Annotated in this window: 24 protein-coding genes; 11 read left to right on the top strand and 13 right to left on the bottom strand. The window is 33.0% G+C overall.

Annotated elements, in window-relative coordinates; genetic code table 11:
• Nucleotides 1-6: 6 nt before the first annotated feature.
• The 6 genes from GKC53_05615 to GKC53_05590 form a co-directional block, all read right to left on the bottom strand.
• Nucleotides 7-1,359 carry an aldehyde dehydrogenase family protein gene (locus GKC53_05615; GenBank protein ID QRN41589.1) on the bottom strand — a complete coding sequence of 451 codons (1,353 nt, stop codon included), beginning with the start codon at nucleotides 1,357-1,359 and terminating at the stop codon, nucleotides 7-9.
• A gap of 637 nt (nucleotides 1,360-1,996) precedes the next feature.
• Nucleotides 1,997-2,485, bottom strand: coding sequence for a prokaryotic membrane lipolipid attachment site family protein (locus tag GKC53_05610; protein QRN41588.1), 489 nt, complete (start codon nucleotides 2,483-2,485; stop codon nucleotides 1,997-1,999).
• Nucleotides 2,486-2,558: 73 nt separating this feature from the next.
• A complete protein-coding gene (gene cysK, locus GKC53_05605; GenBank protein ID QRN41587.1) occupies nucleotides 2,559-3,494 on the bottom strand; it encodes a cysteine synthase A in 936 nt (311 codons plus the stop codon).
• A gap of 203 nt (nucleotides 3,495-3,697) precedes the next feature.
• Nucleotides 3,698-4,105, bottom strand: a complete 408-nt coding sequence (locus GKC53_05600; protein ID QRN41586.1) for a hypothetical protein — start codon at nucleotides 4,103-4,105, stop codon at nucleotides 3,698-3,700.
• Nucleotides 4,106-4,259: 154 nt separating this feature from the next.
• Nucleotides 4,260-4,691 (bottom strand): hypothetical protein, encoded by a 432-nt coding sequence (locus tag GKC53_05595; protein ID QRN41585.1) that lies wholly within the window; start codon nucleotides 4,689-4,691, stop codon nucleotides 4,260-4,262.
• A 48-nt stretch (nucleotides 4,692-4,739) separates the two neighbouring features.
• Nucleotides 4,740-5,174, bottom strand: coding sequence for a hypothetical protein (locus tag GKC53_05590; protein ID QRN41584.1), 435 nt, complete (start codon nucleotides 5,172-5,174; stop codon nucleotides 4,740-4,742).
• Nucleotides 5,175-5,358: 184 nt separating this feature from the next.
• Between GKC53_05590 and gshA the strand changes: the two genes are divergently transcribed.
• From gshA to GKC53_05570, 4 genes are all read left to right on the top strand, one after another.
• Entirely contained in the window at nucleotides 5,359-6,708 is a 1,350-nt protein-coding gene (gene gshA, locus GKC53_05585) for a glutamate--cysteine ligase (protein ID QRN41583.1), read from the top strand.
• A gap of 12 nt (nucleotides 6,709-6,720) precedes the next feature.
• The gene (recO, locus tag GKC53_05580; protein QRN41582.1) at nucleotides 6,721-7,464 is read left to right on the top strand and encodes a DNA repair protein RecO; all 744 of its coding nucleotides are present in this window, start codon (nucleotides 6,721-6,723) and stop codon (nucleotides 7,462-7,464) included.
• A 50-nt stretch (nucleotides 7,465-7,514) separates the two neighbouring features.
• Nucleotides 7,515-8,240, top strand: a complete 726-nt coding sequence (locus GKC53_05575; protein QRN41581.1) for a pyridoxine 5'-phosphate synthase — start codon at nucleotides 7,515-7,517, stop codon at nucleotides 8,238-8,240.
• Between the two features lie 155 nt (nucleotides 8,241-8,395).
• Entirely contained in the window at nucleotides 8,396-8,824 is a 429-nt protein-coding gene (locus tag GKC53_05570; GenBank protein ID QRN41580.1) for a DUF2147 domain-containing protein, read from the top strand.
• Nucleotides 8,825-8,916: 92 nt separating this feature from the next.
• On the opposite strand, the gene groL is transcribed toward GKC53_05570, so the two are convergent.
• From groL to serB, 3 genes are all read right to left on the bottom strand, one after another.
• On the bottom strand, nucleotides 8,917-10,566 hold the full coding sequence (gene groL, locus GKC53_05565; protein ID QRN41579.1) for a chaperonin GroEL: 1,650 nt from the start codon (nucleotides 10,564-10,566) through the stop codon (nucleotides 8,917-8,919).
• A gap of 46 nt (nucleotides 10,567-10,612) precedes the next feature.
• On the bottom strand, nucleotides 10,613-10,900 hold the full coding sequence (locus GKC53_05560; GenBank protein ID QRN41578.1) for a co-chaperone GroES: 288 nt from the start codon (nucleotides 10,898-10,900) through the stop codon (nucleotides 10,613-10,615).
• A gap of 492 nt (nucleotides 10,901-11,392) precedes the next feature.
• A complete protein-coding gene (gene serB / locus GKC53_05555) occupies nucleotides 11,393-12,232 on the bottom strand; it encodes a phosphoserine phosphatase SerB (protein ID QRN41577.1) in 840 nt (279 codons plus the stop codon).
• A gap of 190 nt (nucleotides 12,233-12,422) precedes the next feature.
• Here serB and GKC53_05550 point away from each other — a divergent pair, with 190 nt between their 5' ends.
• Nucleotides 12,423-13,265: a phosphatidylcholine/phosphatidylserine synthase gene (locus tag GKC53_05550; GenBank protein QRN41576.1), complete on the top strand. Its 843-nt coding sequence runs from the start codon at nucleotides 12,423-12,425 to the stop codon at nucleotides 13,263-13,265.
• A gap of 51 nt (nucleotides 13,266-13,316) precedes the next feature.
• Here the strand turns inward: GKC53_05550 and dusA are convergent, their stop codons facing one another.
• Together dusA and GKC53_05540 are read right to left on the bottom strand one after the other, a co-directional pair.
• Entirely contained in the window at nucleotides 13,317-14,303 is a 987-nt protein-coding gene (gene dusA, locus GKC53_05545; protein QRN41575.1) for a tRNA dihydrouridine(20/20a) synthase DusA, read from the bottom strand.
• Between the two features lie 57 nt (nucleotides 14,304-14,360).
• Nucleotides 14,361-15,512, bottom strand: a complete 1,152-nt coding sequence (locus GKC53_05540) for a methionine adenosyltransferase (GenBank protein ID QRN41574.1) — start codon at nucleotides 15,510-15,512, stop codon at nucleotides 14,361-14,363.
• Between the two features lie 143 nt (nucleotides 15,513-15,655).
• Here GKC53_05540 and GKC53_05535 point away from each other — a divergent pair, with 143 nt between their 5' ends.
• The 6 genes from GKC53_05535 to GKC53_05510 all read left to right on the top strand — a co-directional run bounded on the left by GKC53_05535 (nucleotide 15,656) and on the right by GKC53_05510 (nucleotide 21,660).
• Nucleotides 15,656-16,528, top strand: a complete 873-nt coding sequence (locus GKC53_05535) for a lysophospholipid acyltransferase family protein (GenBank protein ID QRN41573.1) — start codon at nucleotides 15,656-15,658, stop codon at nucleotides 16,526-16,528.
• Nucleotides 16,528-17,406, top strand: a complete 879-nt coding sequence (locus GKC53_05530) for a lipid A biosynthesis lauroyl acyltransferase (protein ID QRN41572.1) — start codon at nucleotides 16,528-16,530, stop codon at nucleotides 17,404-17,406. Before GKC53_05535 ends, GKC53_05530 begins: the two co-directional genes overlap by 1 nt.
• 53 nt (nucleotides 17,407-17,459) lie before the next feature.
• Nucleotides 17,460-18,200, top strand: a complete 741-nt coding sequence (locus GKC53_05525) for a peptidoglycan DD-metalloendopeptidase family protein (protein QRN41571.1) — start codon at nucleotides 17,460-17,462, stop codon at nucleotides 18,198-18,200.
• 103 nt (nucleotides 18,201-18,303) lie between these two features.
• Nucleotides 18,304-18,567 (top strand): 30S ribosomal protein S20, encoded by a 264-nt coding sequence (rpsT, locus tag GKC53_05520; GenBank protein QRN41570.1) that lies wholly within the window; start codon nucleotides 18,304-18,306, stop codon nucleotides 18,565-18,567.
• Between the two features lie 689 nt (nucleotides 18,568-19,256).
• A complete protein-coding gene (gene aspS / locus GKC53_05515) occupies nucleotides 19,257-21,065 on the top strand; it encodes an aspartate--tRNA ligase (GenBank protein QRN41845.1) in 1,809 nt (602 codons plus the stop codon).
• A gap of 43 nt (nucleotides 21,066-21,108) precedes the next feature.
• Entirely contained in the window at nucleotides 21,109-21,660 is a 552-nt protein-coding gene (locus GKC53_05510; protein ID QRN41569.1) for an oligoribonuclease, read from the top strand.
• A 1,841-nt stretch (nucleotides 21,661-23,501) separates the two neighbouring features.
• Here the strand turns inward: GKC53_05510 and GKC53_05505 are convergent.
• Together GKC53_05505 and GKC53_05500 are read right to left on the bottom strand one after the other, a co-directional pair.
• Complete coding sequence (locus tag GKC53_05505; GenBank protein QRN41568.1) at nucleotides 23,502-24,296, bottom strand: nucleotidyl transferase AbiEii/AbiGii toxin family protein; 795 nt, start codon at nucleotides 24,294-24,296, stop codon at nucleotides 23,502-23,504.
• Nucleotides 24,269-24,733, bottom strand: a complete 465-nt coding sequence (locus GKC53_05500; GenBank protein ID QRN41567.1) for a hypothetical protein — start codon at nucleotides 24,731-24,733, stop codon at nucleotides 24,269-24,271. Before GKC53_05500 ends, GKC53_05505 begins: the two co-directional genes overlap by 28 nt.
• Nucleotides 24,734-24,767 lie beyond the last annotated feature (34 nt).

Raw genomic sequence — 24,767 nt, 5'->3', positions numbered from 1 at the left:
TTTTACTTACCTTTGCCAATAACTTTTAATATTTACAAATTCAATTAAACCAAATTCTGATAGCTCTCGTCCATAGCCAGAATCCTTAATCCCACCAAAAGGCATACGTAAATCACTACTAGTATGTCGATTAATATATACTGAACCTACTTCTAAAAATTTTGCGTAATATTGTGCTAATGGAATATCTTGGGAATAAATAGATGCCCCCAATCCAAAGCGCGTATTATTGGCTACCTCAATTGCCTCATCTTTATTACCTACAGTCAAGATTGGCAATACTGGACCAAATACCTCATCAGTAACAACCAAACTATTTTGGGCAACATTTCCTAAAATAGTTGGTGGGTAAAAAATGGGATTATCCGGAATATATCCCCCTAAAAAACAATGAGCACCTTTTTTTAAGGCATCATCTACATAGATCTGCATATTGTATGATGCATGGTCTAAATGTAAAGGACCCATATGACTTGACTCTAACATCGGATTACCTAACATTATTTTTTTTGTTTCTTCAATTAAATACCCTGTAAATAATTCAACACAAGAATCCTCTACGATCACTCTTTTTGTAGCGTTACATGATTGACCTGCGTCACGAAACCGAGAATAACAAGCATCTTTAGCTGCTTGCTTTAAATTAGCATCACCAAAGACAATAAATGCATTACTACCACCAAGCTCTAACACAGTTTTTTTTAGATGCTGTCCAGCAATAGAAGCCAACAGTCGACCTGTCTTGACAGAGCCAGTAAATGCCAAACCTTGTGACCGCTCAATGGCCAATTCAATATCATCATCTTTTAAAAAAATATAATCAATGGGCAATTCAGGTAGGATTTGTGTAAAAAAAAATTCAGTGATTCGACCAACACTAGGAGCTGGTTTAATCAAGCATGCATTGCCCGCACATAAGGCAGGTATTGCAAATCTTAATATTTGCCAAATAGGATAATTCCAAGGCATGACTGCCAAAATCAGTCCAAGAGGCTCATAACATACCTGACTTAGACTCGCTTGAGTATCAACATCCTTAGGCAGCAACATTTGTTGTGCAATATTTGTATAATAGTCAACCAGATTAATTGTTTTTTCAACTTCTGCTTCACACTCTCTCAAACATCGACCTACTTCTTCACAAATCATTTTTGAATACAGTTTCTTCTGCCGTTTCAATTCTTCGGCAATAGAATTGATTAAATTCATCCGTTCATATAATGTCAAAGATATAAATTGTTTCCGACGATTTTCTAAATCTTCTGTTTTTTTGATTAAATCCTCAGAAGTGTTAAAAGCCCCTCTCCATATTTCTTCTTGTGTATAAATATTTTTTGCAATGTACTGACTTAATTTCATTTATTTTAACCAGTTAAATAAATTTTCTGTATTTAATAGTAAATCTTTTTCAGCTATTTCTGTTGTCAACGGTATTAGAATGATTTCCTTTTTGATAACCTCCATACCCCAAAGATTGGCTCTTACGATAAATGATAACACAATACCACATAGAAAAATTCCGAGGAATCATCTCACTATCTGAAACGAATTGAAAATTTCCACCATCTATTAAAGAAAAGATATCTAATTTCTCTTCATAAACTTGTCAAAATTCTAATAAAATTTTAAATCTATTATCAGGAAAGAAATCATCACTTTTCTATATTCTTCCCCCATTTGAAAAAATAACTATTACAAGGCATCCTTGCTCCACTGTTCTTTCAAAAATCAGCCAAACCATGTTTTTTGACATCCTGCATCAAATAGTCAATTTCTAAAATAGTGAAAGATGTTCAACAGCCAAATTAACTTGTTGCTTTTTGAAAATCGATGCACCACACAAAAATGGATACATAAATCACCAATAACATCAAATTCAGCCTCAGGTAATGTCACACTATATATCATTCAAATATTCACTAATTTTTGTAAAAAAATAAAATAAAAAACACATCATCTATTAGTATGATGTGTTTTAAAAACTATTTAATACCAACTATTTTAAATACGGCAACCCCATGGTTTCATTCAGAAAATTAGTAAATGCTGGATTTTTTGGTTTTTGTGAATCACTCATATTTTCCCAACGCTTCTGCCATCCCGCCAATGAGCTTTTGACTAAATTTTTAGACTGCGCATTACCAATTTTACCACTAGAACTATCAATAGCAGCATTCAGATAAGTTCTATACACATCATCATCCACTATATTACTACCTGCCACTTGGATACGATAAGTCCCCAGCTGACGAGCCGCCTCCACTTTGGTAAGTGTTCCCAAACCAATTTGTAATGCTAATCGTTCTGCTTCTGATTTAATTTTAGCCAAATCAGACCAATGACTATCTGCCAATTGATAAGGACCACTAACTATTGGCGCAGATTTTGAACCATAAGTATTCGCTGAATAATCTGGAGGTAAGGTCAAAACACAGCCTGACAAGGCCAAAGAAACTACTAATACAGAAATCAATTTTTTATTCATAAATACACTTATTATTGGATGGTTGAAGACTACACCAGATTACTACTTTTAACTAGTTTATGCAATAAAATTATTATATTAGAATATTTTCATATAGGGCAGTTGATAAATATCTCTCACCAAAATCTGGAATAACCACTATAATTCTCTTACCTTTATGCTCAGACTTTTTAGCCAACTCCAAGGCCGCATAAGTCGCAGCACCCGCTGAAATACCCGCTAATATTCCCTCTTGTGAAGCCAAATCCCGAGAAGTATTAAATGCATCATCATTCGATACCTTTATAATTTCATCATAAATTTCAGTATTCAATATCTTTGGGACAAACCCTGCACCAATCCCCTGAATAGGGTGAGCCCCTTTATCTCCTCCAGATAAAACAGGAGATGCTTGAGGTTCAACAGCAACAACCTTAATATTGGGATCTTTAGATTTTAAAACCTCCCCCACCCCAGTCAAAGTACCGCCCGTACCGACACCTGCAACAAAAATATCAACCATACCATCGGTGTCGCGCCAAATTTCCTCTGCTGTTGTGTTTCTGTGGATTTCAGGATTTGCTAAATTTTCAAACTGTTGTAGAATGATATGCGTATCAGGATTGGCCTCCACCAATGCCTTTGCCTTAGAAATAGCACCACTCATACCATCCGCCCCCGGCGTTAAAATTAATTCAGCACCATAAGCACGCATCAAAACTTTTCTTTCCCTGCTCATAGTCTCAGGCATAGTGATAATTAACCTATACCCTCTTGCTGCAGCTACCATTGCTAAGCCAATCCCTGTATTACCACTAGTAGGCTCAACCAACACCGAATCTTTATGAATTTTTCCTGATTTTTCTGCTGCGTCTATCATTGCTACAGCTATTCTGTCTTTTACACTGCTACTGGGATTAAAAAATTCTAATTTTGCTACTACCTCTGCTTGAAGTCCTTGAGTTAACCTATTTAACCTTACTAGAGGCGTTCTACCAATTAGTTCAGTAATATCTGATGCAATAGCCATACACTTAACCTTTCCAAATCATTACAATAAACGATATTTTTTATCAAATAAATAACAAATACCAATGATTATAGGTTACAGATTATAGATCTCTTTTATATTAAATGATACATGGTCAGTAGAATAATAATCTCTATGCATAACACTAAAAATTATAAAAAAAGCACCAACAATCTAAGGTGCCCTTTCAAATACATATCTAATTATTTGATTTCAGGATAAATTTTAGGCAAGTGCTGTACTAACAACGACAGAAATGCCTGAATCATAGCAGGATCAAACGTCTGCTCTGGTGTAGGCAAAACAATATCCATAATCAATTCACCATCTTCATTTTTATAGAATTTTAATATATCATTTTCCCTATTTAATTTGAAGATTTTCTCAGCCGAATTCTTTGCATTAACAACACTCACCTCTTTACCAAAGAAAGTACGGATAATAGTATATGGAGATTCATCTACTCCCACAATAATGTTATATTTATCATCACTCAGCTCAATTACTGAGCGAAAAATAGTAACATTATTACCCACTTCAGACACTTCGAAAGAATCTAATAACTTATTTTCTTTTAAAAAGTCTTTTAATAACTCTGCTTTCTTATTCATAACTCTATAATTCCCTATAATATTATATTATTTTAAAATCACCCGGTTAAGAATGATACGGAAATGTTATCATAAATCAACTTCTTTTCCTTAAAAAAAACAATAGTTTTAATAATTATTTTTTAAGTATTTAATTTTAAATAATTTATCAATATTATATTTGGTCAATTTTTTGATAAATAGAAGTTGCATAATCTGTAATCCACACCAAATAGCTATGTATAATTTTAGGTTCAAAAAATTGACTATGAGCAACGTACATCATATCCAATACAATACATTGACTAACTTCATCATGGTAAAATTTAAACAATGGGTATTGTTGATTTAACTGATTTAAGATTAGATTCATTTGAGCAACATCAATCTTCTGTTTATCCACCTGATCTTTAAAATTGACCCTTATTAAAATATTCTGAGAATCATCAATTAAAATAAAACTTTTCAATAATAACTCATCAGATAATCGCATATTGCAATAAAACAAAGTAGCATGTAAATCATTAGATAATTCTTTAATCACAAATGTATTAATATCTAAACTCTTTTCAATATATTTAATAAATTGTTGTGCTTTACTATTCATGTCTTGTTTCCCATTAATCCTCTTGTTTCCCATTAATCCCCTACCAGATTAAATTTTTACAGCATTCATAATGGAGTTATATATGTATCCCGCTTCTCGATTAATAATCCCAAGTGTAAAGTGTATTAAATTTGGATCAAACAAAACATCTGGGGTAGAATTAATCCAATCCATGATAACATTATTCTTTTCATCCAAAAAAAACTTAAATCCTTTATATTCAGTGTTCAATTGATTTAATTTTACTAATACATGTTCTTTATTTTGCACATTAATCAAGCCTTGTCCCAACCACATTCGGATAACTGTTTGCAAACCCTCTTCTAGGATCACTGCAACTTTCAAATATTGTCCGAGTACTTCAACCGAAGTATCAAAAAGTACAAAATTTCTACCTACCTCATTATGTTCTGAAATCGAAAAAGAATCTTGAATATTATGTTCTGTAATAAATTTATGAAAATTTTGTGCTTTTTTATTCATATATCTTACCTTTTTGTGAATATTCTCTATTCTATACGATAGTAATTAATATTTAAATAAAACAAAAATAATATTTAATAAATTCCAAAGAATAGACACAATAGATCAAACGTGATAAGTTCTATAAACAAATCTCAATTTATTCTACAATACTACCTATGATATTTTATAAAGGTTCAATGCCATGACCCAAAATTTTGATACTTCTCTCAATAAACTAACCCCATTAGAACAAGAATTATTAAACAAAAATACTAAAATAGAAGCATGGTTAAGAGATAAATGGTTACAGCATAAACCACCTTTTTATGGATCAGTAGACTTAAGAAATGCTGGCTATAAAATTTCACCTATTGATATGAATCTATTCCCAGGTGGCTTTAATAACCTTAATCAAAATTTTATGATGGGAGCTGTCATTGCTACCCAAGAGGCCGTATCCAGAATTTGTGCCGATGCTAAATCTTTATTAATTATCCCTGAAAATCATACAAGAAATACTTTTTATCTGGAAAATGTTTACACATTAAGCCAAATTTTAATTAAAGCTGGTTTTAAAATAAGAATAGGCACTATTAACCCAGAAATCAATGAAATAACTCAACTAAATACTATCAAAAATCACAAAATCAACGTAGAACCCATTATTCGTGAGAACAATAGACTATATCTTGAAGATGGCTTCAGTCCCTGCGCTATTATACTAAATAACGATTTATCAGCAGGAATCCCAAATTTATTAAAAAATCTAGACCAAGCTGTTACCCCACCTGTATTTGCTAGCTGGACTATTCGTACTAAATCAAGACATTTCTCTATTTTTGACAAAATTATGGGTGAGTTTTCCCAAGAAATTGGAATAGATCCTTGGTTAATTAATCCTTACTTCGATAATTGCTCTAATCTAGATTTTTCTAGTAAATTTGACAGTCAAGAATTAGTTGATAAAACTTCTGACTTATTAAAAAAAATACAACAGAAATACAATGAATATAGAATCAAAGATAAACCTTTTATTATTATAAAAGCAGACTCCGGAACTTATGGTATGGGTGTTATGACTGTAAAGTCACCGGAGGATATTCTATCATTAAATCGAAAAAATAGAAATAAAATGGCTACTGTCAAAGAAGGATTGGTAGTACATAATGTCATCTTACAAGAAGGTGTATACTCATACGAAAAAATAGAAAACTCGGTTGCAGAACCAGTAGTATATATGATTGATCGATTTGTTGTTGGTGGTTTCTACCGAGCACACGAGGGCAGGGCTAATAATGAAAACCTAAACGCTTCTGGTATGCGTTTTATTCCACTGTATGAAAATTTATCTACTGTGCAAGAGAATATCGACATTCTTAATCCAAAGCATCATTTTACACAATGGGATATACAGGCTCTTCCTGTTTTGGATAAATTAAATAGTGATAAGGCAAACAGATTCTATATCTATAGCATTATAGCACGTCTTTCATTACATGCTGCCTCAATTGAATTAGAAAGAGGAATTGATCAATTTAACAATCAAAACTGATTAATCATTGATATGGCAGAAACAATCCGAGTAAATCACCAAATAGGTTATTTACTCAATACTAGACCATGGAAAGAAAGCAGTCTCTTGATTGATATTTTCACTCAAGATTATGGCAAAAAAATACTTATTGCTAGAGGTGCTAGAAAAGCCACTTCTGCCCTGCGGGGTGTTCTCAATCCTTTTACACCTATTTCTTTTTCTTGGTTTGGAAAGAATAGTTTACTAACATTACACCAAGCCAGTTGGATTGGCGGTCAACCAATGCCTCAAGGAATAGCTCTTCTAAGTTCCTGGTATATCAACGAATTAGTATTTAAATTAGTCCCGCCTAATGATCCCCACCCTAAAATTTTTATTGGTTTAAAAACAAGTATGTTGGCTTTAGCCAACAATCAAGATCCCTCTTCTCAATTGAGAAAATTCGAATGGATACTTCTTAATGAATTAGGATTAGCTCCATCTATCTTAGTTGATATTTATGAAAATCCTATTAAAAAAAATCACTTTTACCAAGTTAAGTATGAATCTAATTTAATTCCCATATATTCTGAAAAACCACATATAGATCATTTTGTCACAGTATCTGGAGAAACATTGATTAATATTAATCGTGAAGACTATACATTAGAAAAAACAAGGCAAGAAGCAAGGGAGTTTTTTCAATATTTAATAGCACAGCACATTCCTAATCATCAAATTGTATCTAGCCACATCTTAAAACAACTATTTCAATCTACATTGTTAATAAATTAACTAACTCATGCTAGAATGATCGCATCAGCAACTGATGGACGGAACCCAATATGTTACTAGGTGTCAATATTGATCATATCGCAACATTGAGAAATGCTAGAGGTACAGTGTATCCATCTCCTGTCGAGGCTGCTCTTATTGCTGAAACATCAGGAGCCGATTATATTACAATGCACCTTAGAGAGGATAGACGGCACATTAAAGATCACGATGTTTTTGCCGTTAAGGAAAATATTAAAACTCGTTTAAATCTAGAGATGGCGTTGACTGATGAAATGCTAGAAAATGCAATAAGAGTTAAACCAGATGATGTATGTATCGTTCCTGAGAAAAGAGAGGAAATCACTACAGAAGGTGGACTAGACATTATTAAATATTATGATCAGATTAATTATTTTGTTTCTGTCTTATACGAAGAAGGTATTCGAGTATCTCTTTTCATTGATCCTGATATAGAACAAATCAAGGCGGCATCTTCCCTAAATGTACCTGTCATTGAGTTACATACTGGCACTTATGCCAATGCTAATTTTGACAATGCAAGAAAAGAATTACGTAAAATCGAGGATGCAGCCTATTTCGCTTCTGATTTAGGCATTCTGGTCAATGCTGGTCACGGTTTGAATATACATAACGTAGCCCCTATTGCTAAAATAATTCCTATCGGTGAATTAAATATAGGTCACTCTATTATTTCACAAGCTGTTTTTATTGGTCTAAATCATGCAGTTAAAGAGATGAAAGAATTAATGCATAAAGCAAGAACTACTGTCTAATTAAAAATATTATTAAACATACTCTAATACACATGATGTTAAAATATAAAAATAACAATAGAAAAAGAGACTTTACTTTTTTTGCCATACTTTTATAAAATTATTTTGATTTTTTATACTAATTTTTAGATTGATCAAATAAGAAAGGAACCACAATGAGTAAAAAAACATTATTATTACTGATGTTTTCTGCAATGGCTTTCACTCCTGCCGCCTCTATTGAAGGAAAATGGAAAACTATTGATGATAAAACAAATCAACCCAAAAGTATTGTTGAAATCACAAAATCTGGTAATACTTATGTTGGTAAAGTAGTAGAATTATTGCCAGCTGCAACCGTCACAATATGTGAAAAATGCTCAGGTGCTAATAAGAATAAACCCATCAAGGGAATGACCATTCTAACTGGTTTAACAAAGATTAATGACACCGATTATGAAAATGGCAAAGTATTTGACCCTGGAAGTGGTAATACTTACAGTGGTGCTGCCAAATTAACTCGCGATGGCAACACTCTTACACTAAGGGGCTATATAGGTTTTAAATTATTGGGTCGTAGCCAAACTTGGCAACGTGTTCAATAATCATTTGAAGATTTGTTTTATAGGTTTTTATAGGAATAAAAAACGGTGCTTTACTGCACCGTTTTTAATAGTATTTAGCACAAAGCGTGGAATTACATCATACCACCCATACCGCCCATGCCACCCATACCGCCCATACCACCCATGTCGGGTGCAGCTTTATCTTCTGGCAAATCGGTAATCATACAATCAGTTGTCAACATTAAACCTGCAACAGAAGCAGCGTGTTGTAATGCTGTACGAGTTACTTTTGCAGGATCTAATACCCCCATATCAAACATATCGCCATATTCCCCCGTAGAAGCATTATAGCCACTATTGCCATCGCTATTTAATACATTATTCACTACAACAGCTGGCTCTTCACCTGCATTGGCAACAATTTGACGCAATGGTGCTTCAACTGCCTTTAATACAATTTGAATACCTGCATTTTGTTCTGTATTATCACCCTCTAAATTAGCTACTGCTTGACGAGCACGCAATAAAGCAATACCACCTCCAGGAACAATACCTTCCTCAACTGCCGCACGTGTAGCGTGTAAAGCATCATCTACACGATCTTTTTTCTCTTTCATTTCTACTTCTGTGGCTGCACCAACTTTAATCACTGCCACACCACCTGCCAGTTTAGCAACACGTTCTTGTAATTTCTCTTTATCATAATCACTAGTAGCAGATTCTATTTGACTACGAATTTCAGTAACACGTGCATCAATATCAGCTTTATTACCAGCACCATCAATCACAGTAGTATTTTCTTTACCTATTTCTACTCTCTTAGCTTGACCCAATTGATCTAACTCTGCTTTCTCTAAAGATAATCCCACTTCTTCAGAGATAACAGTACCTCCAGTTAAAATAGCAATATCTTGTAGCATTGCTTTACGACGATCACCAAAACCAGGCGCCTTGACAGCTACTGTTTTTAAGATACCACGGATATTATTAACTACTAAAGTAGCCAAGGCTTCACCCTCAACATCTTCAGCAATAATTAAAAGAGGGCGACCTGATTTAGCTACATTTTCCAATACAGGTAACAACTCCCGAATGTTACTAATTTTCTTATCTGTTAACAAGATATAAGGATTGTCCAAAGCTGCAATCTGTTTTTCTGTATCTGTAATAAAATAAGGTGATAAATAACCACGATCAAACTGCATACCTTCTACAACTTCCAACTCATTCTCAAGAGATTTACCGTCTTCAACTGTAATCACACCTTCCTTACCTACTTTATCCATTGCTTCAGCAATAATATTTCCAATAGATTCATCAGAGTTAGCTGAAATCGCACCCACTTGTTGAATAGATTTATTATTTTCACAAGGTTTACTTATATTCTTAATTTCTGCTACCAAAGCAACAACAGCCTTATCAATCCCACGCTTTAAATCCATAGGATTCATTCCCGCTGCAACATACTTCATACCTTCTGTAATAATAGATTGAGCCAACACAGTTGCTGTTGTGGTTCCATCTCCTGCCACATCTGAAGTTTTAGAGGCCACTTGTTTAACCATTTGAGCACCCATGTTCTCAAATTTGTCTTTTAATTCCACTTCCTTGGCAACAGAAACGCCATCTTTGGTAATATTAGGGCCTCCAAATGCACGATCAATGACTACATTTCTACCCTTTGGTCCCAAAGTTACTTTTACTGCATCCGCCAATACATTCACACCAAACACCATCTTTTGGCGAGCGTCATTTCCAAATTGTATTTCTTTTGCTGACATATTTTTCTCCAAACTAAAATTTTATTTTGAATATTTAAATTATTGATTATTCTACAATAGCCAAAACGTCATCCTCACGTACTACATGGTATTCTTCACCATCAATCTTAACAGTTTGTCCACTGTACTTGCCAAATAATACTTTATCTCCTACCTTAACAGAAACAGCTTGAACGTTACCATTATCCAACGTCTTTCCAGGGCCAACTGCAATAACTTCGCCTATATCGGGTTTTTCAGCAGCCGCACCTGGTAAAACAATACCTGAATGCGTTTTTTCTTCTGCTTCAACACGTTTAATTACGATACGATCATGTAAAGGACAAATTGCCATAAAATATCTCCTAAATAAATAATAAAAATGTTTTATCTAAGTTAATTTAAACTTCTAATTTAAGCTATGAAGTGAGGACTAAAAACAATATTTCAAGAGTTAATGATTAATTTTTTTTATCTACAAAAATAATATAAAAAAATCAAATAATTAATCTACTACCATTAATCAGAGAACTATTTTACTTAGAGAAAACTAGATCAAACAAAATAATTCTACCTCAACACATTTATTACAGTGCAAGCATATTTAAAAAACAGTACGATATATACTGAAATAAAAATGACATTTTTATCAGATTTTTTATAATGACAATTTGATAAATTTCTAATATGAATGATGTTTGTTTTATTATACGATTTGTTAATGAGATTCAATATGCTTTAGATTCAATTTTAGTAATCAATATCCACAAGACTTTTTAAATTAAAGTAAAAAAATTAAAAATATCTCACGCTAAATTTAGGGAGATTATTCAGTTGTGTGATTTAATCAAATAAAACAATATCGAACAAAATCTAAGCCGTAAAAATCGATACAAAATGTTGCATACTCTTTAGTTTTGGGTTTTGCATGGTAGGCAAATGATATACCTGCTTCTTTCATCATTTCAATATCATTGGCACCATCACCCATAGCAACCACTTGATTTTTCTCTAATCCATATGCTTCCCTGTACTGTTTTAAATATTTTGCTTTTGCATTGGCATCTAATATTTCACCGACTATTTCCCCAGTTAAAATACCATTTTGAATTTCTAATATATTTGAAAATGCTGCTGTGAGCCTCAATGATTTGTACAAATAATCTGTAAAAAAGGTAAAGCCCCCTGAAATCAGAACAAACTTAATATCATTTTTCTGACATTCTTCTATTAAGAACTTGGCACCTTGTGTTAATTTCAAACGAGATTCTAATACATTTTTTAAATCTTGTTCTGTTAACCCTTTTAACAATTTAACCCTTTTCTTAAGTGAAGTTTCAAAATCAATTTTACCTTGCATCGCTTGCTGTGTAATTTGAAAAACTTCTTCCTTGATTCCTGCCATATCAGCAATCTCATCAATACACTCTATAGTGATCAAAGTGGAATCCATATCACTTACTATCAAACCTAAATCAGAAAACTTCTGTAATGGTAAAATTGCCCAATCAACTTTCCGCATAAGTAGCTCTTGTTTTATTAATTCTGGTAATTTAAAACTACCATCTACTATATATCTAACAACTTTATCTTTATTGTCATATTGCTCGAGACAACAACCCTTAAAGAGGACATCCAAACCACTTAAATTTTCACCTGCTAAAACAAAAAAATTACTATTACTCATGAAATGATCCTAATTTATTTTTAAAATTTATTCATAGTACAACAATATTTTACACCGATGCTATGAAAAGAGATTTTTTCTCTGTATAATTTACCGAAAGACAAGAGTTATCAAGAATTAAGGTTAGCTCATCAATCCACTACATACTTGCAATTCTTAATAATTTTCTGATCAAGAAAGAAATATAGATATGTCAAATCAAATTTATACTAACACACAGTACGCATGGGCATGGATCGCTCATCTATTTACATCTTTAGGCATCGTTGCCTGTGCCTTAGCAATGCTTGCATTATTTCAAAATGAACCCTCTTTATGTTTTTTCTGGTTGATTATTGCTTATATCATTGATGGTTTAGATGGTTCTCTGGCTAGGGCTGTTCATGTAGAGAGGCTCACTAATTATGATGGTTTCATTATGGACTCAATCATAGACTATACAAGTTATGTCTTTATACCTGTGTTTATTATTTATTTTTATGTGGATTACCCGCCTTATTTAAAATTATTCAGTATTTCATTAATATTGATAAGTTCCATGTATTTTTTCTTCAAAAATGACATGAAAACCCACGATTTTTATTTCAATGGCATTCCCACCATGTGGCAAATAATCGCAATTTACATGTATGTTTTAAGTCCCGAAATGCCTTGGACTAATTTCTTTGTAACAATTTTATTTTGTATTTTACAGAACGTAAATTTTAATTTTGTACACCCATTTAGAGTCAAACGGCTAAGATACTTGACTATTTTTATCACTCTACTTTGGACACTAACAAATCTAATTATAGTATTTAGTGAACCTAGTCACACCAATAAAGTATTCTCGTACATGAACATTAATGTTCCACCAAATGTAGATACTGAACATATCCTTATTAGGGATCATGCATGGGGGCGTTCAGTTTATGATTTACTACTGCCTTGGTACAACATTGTATTTGTACTTTGGTGTATTTGCCCTATTTATATTATGGGAATTAGCATATACCGCACCTATGAAAAAATAGTTGGTAAAGTTTCCCCTTGATCATATAAAATAAATGTAAGAAAAAGCACCCTTTAAAGGGTACTTTTTCTCTTATCGTTGCATGAGTTGATATGCTTCTAAAATCAACTCTGGACAGTTTTTACTTAATAATTCTGTATCAGATAACATCTGTCGCCAAATCTTAGCCCTAGGCTGACCATGAAACAAACCTAAATAATGCCTCACAATATTTTTCAACTTTAGTTCTGGATAACTTTCTAATTCTCTTTTTGTATACTCATACAATGCTTGGATTAAATCTCCAATAGCTATACCCGACTCACTGCCAAAAAAATATTCATCCCATTTTTGTAAAAACATAGGATGTTGATAAGCTTCCCTACCAATCATCACCCCATCAACATTTTCTAACTGCTCTTGAATTAATCCAAGTGTATTAATACCACCATTAATAATAATATTTACCCATGGAAAGTCTTTTTTTAATTGGTAAACATAATCATACTTCAAAGGAGGTATTTCTCTATTTTCCTTTGGTGAAAGCCCATTTAACCAGGCATTTCTAGCATGCACAATAAATGTTTTACATTGTGTATTTAACACAATATAGCCAACAAAATCTCTTAAAAATTCGTATGATTCTTCTTTATTAATTCCAACACGATGTTTTAAAGTTACTTCTATATCAGCACTGTCTTGCATTGATTTTAAGCAATCACATACTAACGTAACATCCTGCATTAAAGTAGCACCAAATGAACCCTTCTGAACTTTTGGACTGGGACAACCACAATTTAAATTCACTTCATCAAATCCAAAATTATAAGCAATTCTAGTAGCTTCTGCGAGCTGTTGGGGATCACTTCCACCCAACTGCACAGCAATAGGATGTTCCTCTTCTTTAAACTCTAAAAACTGCTCTTTATTTCCATAAACAATAGCACCCATATGAAGCATCTCTGTGTATAATCTAGCATGCTTAGTCAATAAACGGGCTAAATAACGATAATGCCTATCGGTCCAGTCTAACATTGGTGCTATAGAGATTCTATGTGAATGATAAATTGTATGTCCCATATACAAAAAAGAAATTCAAAACAGTTACATATATTTTCAGCAATTTGACTATTTTTCTCATCTTAACTTTTGGGCTATGTCCGTATTTTCCCAGGTGAAATCGGGGTCTTCCCTACCAAAATGTCCATAGTTAACTGTTTTAGCAAAAATGGGTCGTTGCAAATCTAACATATCTATAATACCCTTAGGCGTTAAATCAAAATTAGATTTTACTATTTCCAATATCTCTCCTTCAGATAATTGACTGGTTCCAAATGTATCTATTGATATAGAGTTAGGATTTGCCATACCAATAGTATAAGAAACTTGGATTTGGCATTGCTGAGCCAATCCTGCTGCTACAATATTTTTAGCAATATAACGACATGCATAAGAAGCAGAGCGATCTACCTTGGTTGAATCTTTACCTGAAAATGCACCACCGCCATGTGGAGCAGCCCCACCATATGTATCAACAATAATTTTACGCCCAGTTAAACCACAATCCCCCTTAGGTCCTCCAATAATAAATTGGCCTGTTGGATTAATATGATACTGAGTATTAGTCAACATTTCAGAGGGTAAAACAGGTTTAATAATTTCTTCCATCACCACTTCAATTAAATCTTTCCTGGAGACATCTCGAGTATGTTGGGTCGATAGTACAACTGTTTGAATCGATTTAGGTTGCCCTGTTTTTCCATCATATAGTGCTGTAATTTGTGATTTCGCATCAGGTTGCAACCACGGATATTTACCAGACTTTTTTAATTGTGATTGCCGTTCCATTAGTCGGTGAGCATAATAAATACAAAATGGCATTAAAGCAGGTGTTTCATCACAAGCATAACCAAACATCAAGCCCTGATCTCCTGCTCCTAAATTAGTATCCAACCCCGTTCCTTCATTAACGCCCAGTGCAATATCTGGTGATTGCTCATCATAACAAATCATCACAGCTGAATCATCGGCATTAAATCCCGAACCAAAAGAATTATATCCAATTTCTCTAACCGTCTTTCGGACTATTTCAGAATAATTAACACGAGCCACAGTGGATACTTCACCTGCCAATACTATCAGCCCTGTATTAACTAAAGTTTCTGCTGCAACACGCGCAGTCGGATCCTGCATTAAAACTGCATCTAGAATGCTATCTGAAATTTTATCCGCCACTTTATCTGGATGTCCTTCTGAGACTGATTCAGAAGTAAATAAATAATCACTCACTTTTTTTCCTTAAATTATTATTTTCCATATAATGATTTATCTAACTGTACCAACTCAACATCAGCTAAATAATACTCTTTCCTCTTAACACATTCATTTTTTGATATACTATTACCATATTCTTTCATTTCAAATTTTTCTCTATGCAGTACATCATACGATTTCTTTTCACTTTTCTAGGCTATTTTCCACTGCCTATTTTACATATTCTAGGAAACATCTTAGGTGATATTTTATACCTTTCCTCTCCAAGAATGAGACAAATAACTGCAACCAATCTTAGTAATTCGGAAATTATATCAGACTGCAATAAAATAAAAAGCTTTACAAGAAAAGTCATAAAAGAAACAGTAAAAACCAGCCTAGAACTGACCATTGCTCTTACTCGCCATCCTGAATATATCTCTTCACTATTTAAATATACTCAAGGTAGACAATATCTTACAAAAGCCCTCCAAGAACAAAAGGGGATCTTATTAATGACACCACACTTAGGTAGTTTCGATTTGGCAGGTCGATATTTAAGCGAAATAATCCCTTCTCCTGTTACAGGTATATTCAAGCCACCTAAGCAAAAATCATTGGTTCACATCATGGAACATGGCAGAGAAAGAAACAATGCCAAAGTTGCTACAGCAGATAAAAAAGGGGTTAGAAAAATTTACAAGTCTTTGAAGAATAAGGAAGCAGTTATTCTTCTACCAGATCAAGTACCAGAAAATGGAGAAGGTATTATGGCTACCTTTTTTAATTATCCTGCATATACCATGACTCTAGCAGCTAAACTTGCCAATAAGCCCAATATTATTCCTTTATTTTTTATTGGAGAACGTTTACCTTACGGTAAAGGATTCGTATTGCATATTTTCCCTTTAAAGAAACCCCTAACAAGTGATATTCGCCACAACACCCAACTCATTAATGATCAAATTGAAACACTAATTAAGCAATTTCCTGAACAGTATTTATTCAGTTACAATCGATATAAAATTCCCTCAGGTTGTGAAAATAAGTAATGAAAAAACTAATTTTATTATTATTCTACTTACTTCACTTTCTCCCCATATCAGTGTTGCATGCCATGGCTTGGATCATAGGAAATTTAGCTTATTGTTTTGCAAAAAAACGTAGAAAAATTGGGCAAATCAATTTAGCACTTTGTTTTCCTGAGCAATCATCTCTAGAAAGGAAACGAATTCTTAAAAAAAACTTTTACCATATTGCTTGCATGCTTTTAGAATATTCTATTTGTTGGTATTCACATCCTAAGCGTATCAAAAAATTAGTTAATTTTGAAAACTTTGAGATCTTGCAAAATTTATGTAAAGATAATATCCAGTTAACTATCTTATATCCTCATTTTTGTGCTTTAGAACTTGGTGCATTAAGATTAAATTTAGAATACCCTATCATCAGTGTTTTTACAGAACAAAAAGATCCTCAAATTAATCAACAAATATACAAAGGACGTATAAGATTTAATAATATTAACTCTGTACATTTAATTTGCAGAAACAATAAAATTATTTCAATAATCCATCAACTCAAAGAATCTACTGCTTTATTTCTGTACCTACCTGACCAAGATTTTGGTAGGAAAGACTCTGTTTTTGTCCCTTTTTTCAACATCCCAACAGCTACCACTACTGGAGTTTCTAGAATCAGTCAAATAACTAATAGAAAAGTATTGCCAGTTATTCCGATTCGCCACGGTAATAAAATCACGTTAAAAGTTCTACCATTAATAAACTCTATTCCTAGTTGTAATGCCATAGAAGATACCAAAGAAATCAGTTTACTGATTGAGAGGGTCATTCGTGAACATCCAGAACAATATTTTTGGCTACATAAACGTTTTAAAACTAGACCCAATAACGAAAATTCAGTATATTAGTTACATGATTTAATCATAATATTACAGATTGGGTGTATGTTAAGAGTGAAATTATGAAAGATAATCAAAAACTTCTATTCAAATTATTAGTTTTTTCCTTTATGACTGTATTTGTTGTTAGCTGTGGAACCAATAAGAAGGGAACTCCTATCCATATGGTTGCTCCTAATAATTCCTCCAACTCAAATAAAGCTACTGCTAAAGGTTATCATAGGGTACAAGCTGGAGAAAATCTGTTCCGAATTAGTTTAAAATACAATACAACTGTTGCCAACTTGGTTCACATAAATAATATATCAAATCCAAATCAAATCAATGTTGGAGATCTAATTAAAATTTCAAGAACGAGCAATACTAAACAACACAAACAAACAGCCACTTCTAAACCCAAACTAAATAAACCACTTGCTACTAATCAAGTTCTTACAGAGATGAATTTCTCCTGGCCGGTACATGGTATCGTAATAACTAATTTTAATGGTTCGACTAGCAAAGGGATTGATATTCATACTACCGCTTCTACACAAGTGAAAGCTGCTCAAAGTGGCAGGGTTGTTTATAATGACTATGTCCCTGGTTATGGAAATCTAATCTTAATTAGCCATAACGCTAATAACTCTATTCTAACTGCTTATGGCCATAATAAAAATGTTTTGATAAGACTGAATCAACAGGTTAAAAAAGGTCAGATTATTTCGACAGTTGGAATGAATGACAGCAATCAACACGTATTGCATTTTGAAATTCGCAACAACGGAAATGCTGTCAATCCAACACTCTACTTACCAAAATAATCAAAATATTAATATTCTCAATATAAATATTGGCATGTCTTGATTTCTCACAAAAAATATATTACAATCGCGCCTAAATTTATTTGGATTTGGAGAAACATTTATGGCAAATAGCGCCCAAGCTCGTAAGCGTGCTCGTCAGGCGGAAAAGCAACGTGCTCATAATGCTGGCTTGCGAACTGCTTTCCGCACTGCTGTGAAAAAGATCATGAAAGCAATTGAAACTGGTGATAAAGAATTAGCAAAGAATACATTTCGTGAATCAGTAAAAACAATTGATAGTGTGGCTGATAAAGGTATTTATCACAAAAATAAGGCAGCAAGACATAAAACTCGTCTATCAAGTAGAATCAAAAATATGGCTTAATCAGCCTCTAATCCAGTAAAAAACTCTGAACGCTCACTCACCTATGAACACTCTTCCCAGTTCGGGGTTTTTTCTGTTTTTCTAAAATATCAAGCCATTGCAAGATTTAGTACTAGTTCATCACTCATGACTATGGTACTGAAAATAATAATGATAGGAAATTTCTGTAAATAATTATCCCCAGCCTATACAGCTATCAATTATTCTACTGATGTTTTTTAATGGTTGCCGCAAATGAAAATAGAATTGATATAAAAAACAAAAATCAATTATGGTATTAATAAGATTTAGTACTTGAATTTGGTCACTAAGAGGCCATCACCTCATTCAAAAATTTGTCAAAGCAATTACGCACAAAAATGTTCAAAAATAATTTGAATCCTATTTCTTTGAACTAACTAACTTTAATGCCCTTCTCTCACTGGAGCATTCAATCTTAAGATAAAAATGAAAATAAACACTTTTGCCAAGTAATATTCTTTTAATAATCTAATTCTGTTATAATTTGTCATTAAAAAAATCGCCTAAGTTGGATAAAACGGTCTCTAAAGTTAGTGCTAAGATTGTTCTGGCAATCTATTATCTAAAATTAGGTTTCTGCAAATAAGGCCTACTAACTTAAAGTTATAGATCCTATTCAAAATATCGAACAATTTTTAAATTAAAATTAACTAAAGAGAGTTATAATGATGAGAACAAATTATTGTGGTTTGATTGATGAAAACTATTTAGAACAAACCGTCACTGTGAAAGGCTGGGTTCATAGGAGACGTGACCATGGTGGTATTATTTTTATCGATTTACGTGACAGAGAAGGTTTAGTACAAGTTGTCATTGATCCCAATACAAAGGAAGCCTTTAAATTAGCAGATAGTAGTCGTAATGAATATGTTCTCTCGATTACAGGCCAAGTTCGTAATCGTCCAGAAGGTACCATTAATGAAAATATGATTTCTGGTAAAATCGAAATTCTAGCCGAAGAAATTGAAATTTTAAACACAGCGAAGACCCCCCCTTTTCAAATTGATGAAGAAAATATTTCTGAAAATGTACGTTTGACAAACCGCGTTATAGATTTGCGACGTTTTCCCATGCAGAAAAATTTACGCTTACGTCATTTGATCACACAAACTACTCGTCGCCACCTAGATGATTTGGGTTTTATTGACATCGAAACACCAGTATTAACTCGCTCTACACCCGAAGGAGCTCGAGATTATTTAGTTCCTTCTCGTGTCAATCAAGGTTATTTTTATGCGTTACCCCAATCTCCACAATTATTTAAACAATTATTAATGGTGGCGGGATTTGACAGATATTACCAAATTACTAAATGTTTCCGTGATGAAGATTTAAGAGCAGACAGACAACCAGAATTTACTCAAATAGACCTGGAAGCTGCTTTTATAAACGAGGAAGATATTATGAATATCACAGAAGAGATGATTAAGAAAATCATCAAAAAGGTAGTCAATGTAGATATCAATGAAGTTCCTCGAATGGATTTTTCGACAGCTATGTTCTTATACGGCTCAGATAAACCAGATTTACGTATTGATCTAAAATTTACAGAACTCACAGATTCTATGAAAAATGAGGAATTCAAAGTATTTAGAGAAGCCGCCAACTTAACAAATGGTAGAGTGGTCGCATTAAGGGTTCCTAATGGTGCCCAATTATCTAGAAAGGAAATAGATGAATATACTAAATTTGTTGGTATTTATGGTGCTAAAGGCTTAGCTTATATCAAAGTACATGATATTACTAAAATAACCAATCAAGAAAATAGTGGCCTGCAATCCCCTATCGTCAAATTCTTATCTGAGGATAGTTTAAGGATCATTATACAAAAAACAGAAGCACAAAATGGTGATTTAATTTTCTTTGGTGCTGATAAAGCAAAAATTGTTAATGAAGCAATTGGTCAATTGAGAATTAAACTTGGTAAAGAGCATGGTAAAAAAAATGGTTATTTTACCCCAGGTTGGAAATTACTCTGGGTAACTGACTTCCCAATGTTTGAATACGACGAGGAAGAAAAACGTTATGTTGCCACACATCACCCTTTCACTTCTCCACAAAAAGGCCATGAGAATCTAATGGAAACTGAACCTGAGAAATGTTTATCTAGAGCTTATGATATCGTATTGAACGGTTGGGAATTAGGTGGTGGCTCAATCCGTATTCACGAGGCAAGTGTTCAAGAAAAAGTTTTTAAAGCACTCAACATATCGCCTCAAGAACAAGAAAATAAATTTGGTTTCTTATTAAAAAACCTGCAATATGGTGCGCCTCCTCATGGCGGTTTGGCTATTGGTCTAGATAGGCTAGCAACTTTGTTAACTGAATCAGAGTCTATCCGTGACGTAATTGCTTTCCCTAAAACACAAAAAGCACAATGTCTATTAACCAATGCGCCTAATCAAGTAGATAATCAACAATTACAAGAACTTGGTTTACGTTTAAGAAAAACAAATGAAGAATTAGCAAAATCTTAAGTCTAAAGTGACTTAGAGCTACCAATAAAAAGGTAATTAAAGTATGAAAAACGCATCAAATTTAGTGTGGCTTGATTTAGAAATGACGGGCTTGGATCCAGAGATTGAACGTATTATTGAAGCAGCCATTGTAGTCACCGATAAGGATCTAGTTATATTAGCCCAATCTCCTATTTACGTCATCCACCAAGATGATTCCATTTTAGATCGTATGGATGTATGGAATACTCAAACTCATACGCGAACAGGATTAGTGGATAGAGTCAGAGCTTCAAACTTAACTGAGAGAGAAGCTGAACAAGCCATGCTTGAATTTATTAAAGCATGGGTTCCAGCCACTCAAACACCTCTTTGTGGCAATACTATCCATCAAGATAGACGTTTCTTACAAAAATATATGCCCGAACTAGAAAGTTATTTTCATTATCGGAATATCGATGTTTCGACCATTAAAGAGTTAGTACGCCGTTGGAAACCAGAAATACTAAAAGGAATAGTCAAGAAAGGTGCACACCAAGCCTTAGAGGATATTATTGAAAGTATTGAGGAAATGAAATACTATCGTAAATATTTTTTCGATCTTTCTAAATCTTAATAAAGAATAACAAATAACTTTCATTAATAAACCATATCCGGGTTTTTTTCTCATTGATTATGTTAAGGAGTTGATATTCAATAAAAGTAAATACCTGGATATGAAGTTTATACAAGATCCGCCTTTTTATTTTATACAAGTCCAAAGGTTAATGTGTTAATTCCCAATTGAGATACGTCAGAAAATATTAAACTGTTTATTGCCGCTATGACTTTTAAAGAGGGAAAAACTTTCAGTCAAATATTCATCGGTGAATTAACTAGTTATGCTAAAAAAAGTTTTTACAGTTGCCTGTTACAAGGAAATGGAGAACTTAATTGACAATATATGAATGTCTGGAAAAATATAGAGGTTGATAAGAATTAAGCAAAGATAAATTATTTATTAGCAGATAACTTGATGTGTAACCATTGAGTATTATTTTACATGCTGATGCAGTTGTTATTTGTTACACGCCATGATGGATTTTTCCTGTATAAATATCCTCAAGTGCTTCCAATGTGAAATTTAGATAATCATTTATAGAAGCAACCCTTTTTCCTTCAATAATTGTTAACATCTCATCTGGTAATAAATATTCTTTGAAGTTACTATAGGTTCTGAACTTACTATTAAATCAAAACGCTCCAAACTAAATATTCTAGATGAATATGTTTTATCTGAGTTTTTATCATTTCTATTTTATATTTTTCCGAGACTTATCCTTCATTTAAAACAATACTTCAAGAAATACAGTTTTTACAATTTCACAGTATTGATACACAGCAAATTAAATATCCAATAGGTTATATTAAAGTTCATTAATCTGTTTTTATTGAAAGGTATCTATAATACGATAATATTTTTTAACTTTTATTCCCATGGGCACATAATTATCGTTAACATCTTTTATTCCTACTTTTTCAGCAGATTCTTTAGTTTTACCACTACCCTCTTACCATAAACGATATTCCCGTCCAAATACTCTGTCCCTTTTTCTAAAGATTATAGTGAGCATTTAGCTTCAGCCCACCATTAAGCATGGATGGTGTTTACAAAAACCAGACTTAATGTCAATAAATAAGACAAGAGACATTTCCTATCATTATGATTTATATTGTTATTTACTTAATTTTTAGATCTTGGATTATATTTTTTCTATTGGTCAATTAATCCTTGTTGACCAAACCCCATGAATAACGCCTACTCTACAAGCCTTAGGTTTCAGAGCGGGAGTATTCATGGAACAAGGGATTATTATTCAAAACACTCAAGGGAAAATTTTGAGAGATAGAAATATAGGGATGACAAAGTAGTTGTAAAACAGTCTACCTTGTGGATCTTGATAGAATTCAAACACCAATACAGCGACTTCCTTAGCTTTTTGGATTGTTTGATATTCTATTTTTCAACTGTCTTTTTGTTCTAATTTTTAATGGCTGATTCGATAAATTTATTCCTTTAGCCTTTCTCACAAGGATAGATAGCCCATTTTAAACTAGTGACTTAATATATCGATCTAATCGTAATAAACATTTGGTTTTGAGTTGATTGAAGTTCATCTAGGCATTCTGGCCTATTAAATATTCAGTACAATACGTTATTCGAAGCAATACTTTGAACCAACCTGATTTTTTCAGATGAGCTTTATTTATGTCTAGTGTTTAATAATATATTGAACAGTTTATATTATTTGTTTATCTTCTTTTTACTCTAACATTAACCATTAGCGTTTGTACTTCCGATTTTTTTTTACTCGTACAGCATAACGATTCAATATTGCTTCACCATTTATTTTCTAGTTGCATTTGCTAAATTAAAACCTGAACTATCCAAATCAAAATAAAAATTGGAATCAAAATCTATAAGTCTAAATCGTGATCGTCTTGAGATAGTGCAGACATTCTTCTTGAATGTGGTACAAGTTTCATCTTTTGAGTAGGTGGTTTTTTTTGCATTTTAGAGGAATATTTGGCCACTTGTAATTTTTCTGATAATTCATGAAGCTCAAGGGAAATTGTATCCACATCCATAATTTTGTTTAAGAGCGGATCGGCTTTGATATTTTCACTATATGCGTTGACTAATTGATCAGGATCTTGTGAGAAAGCTTTTAAACGCTCTAATATCGGAAGTGATAAACTATTACCATACGTTTTTGCAATAAAATGTAAATCAAATAAATCACGCCCTTTAGTTCGGGTATTTTCACCATCAAAGGCTGCATTTAATTTATCGTCGGCAATACGCTCAATGGAAGCAATACGAATACCATTTCGTTCAAAAATTTGTGCAGCAGGCGGTGGATTACGGTACGAAATTTCGATTTTTAGTGAATCTTTATGCCCCGTATCTCGCACATGATAGTTCACCATATAACGACTGACAGTATCTGTGTCTTTTTTTACATTAATATTATCAATCAGAATGTTGTGTGGTACAGAATTTTTAATTTTGCTGATAAGATTCAGCTTTTTATCAGAGTCAAAATCTAAATCTTCCGAAAAACGATTTAATCCATACCCCAAATAAAGAGCTGTACCACCTTTTAAAACAAGTGGCGTTTCAACAAGACTACGCAACACAGCACACATCAATCGTTCATGCTGTTTATTACGCTCGGTTAGTATTACATTATTGGGTTCTTGTGTTTCCATAATTGTAAATTCTCTCTCTCATAATCAGTTAAGTTGGACTCTAAGGCATCAATCAAAGTATAGACTGATCGTTTATCTTCATCACTTGGAAACCAATCATCAAGTATCACACACCCGATAGAGTTTGTTTTAAGTACAGCATAATAAAGATAATCAATGCAAGCTCGAGGATGATCTGCTACCCAAACAGGGGTATGTTTAGGATAATATCCCATGTCATTTAAACGTTGTGTGCCGTCAATAATCCCTTGTTGCCCCAATAGATGATGAGTGTTTTTAGGTTGATTTTTACCATAAAGATAAAACTCAAGCGGATAAGCATCTTGACTTAATGCAGCTGAACTATGCCAATCTCCTGTATTTTCGGGACTAATAATGTTTAAGGCAACAATACTACTGACGTAATGATCGGGATTAGTCGGAGGGATATAAAGCATTTTTACAATCTCATTTTTTCCATTAGCATCATTA

It is taken from the genome of Neisseriaceae bacterium (genome assembly GCA_016864895.1).
In the GTDB taxonomy this organism is placed as follows: domain Bacteria; phylum Pseudomonadota; class Gammaproteobacteria; order Burkholderiales; family Neisseriaceae; genus QFNR01.
The sequence above is the reverse complement of the archived record's forward strand: the minus strand, read 5'-3'. Positions and strand labels throughout refer to the sequence as shown.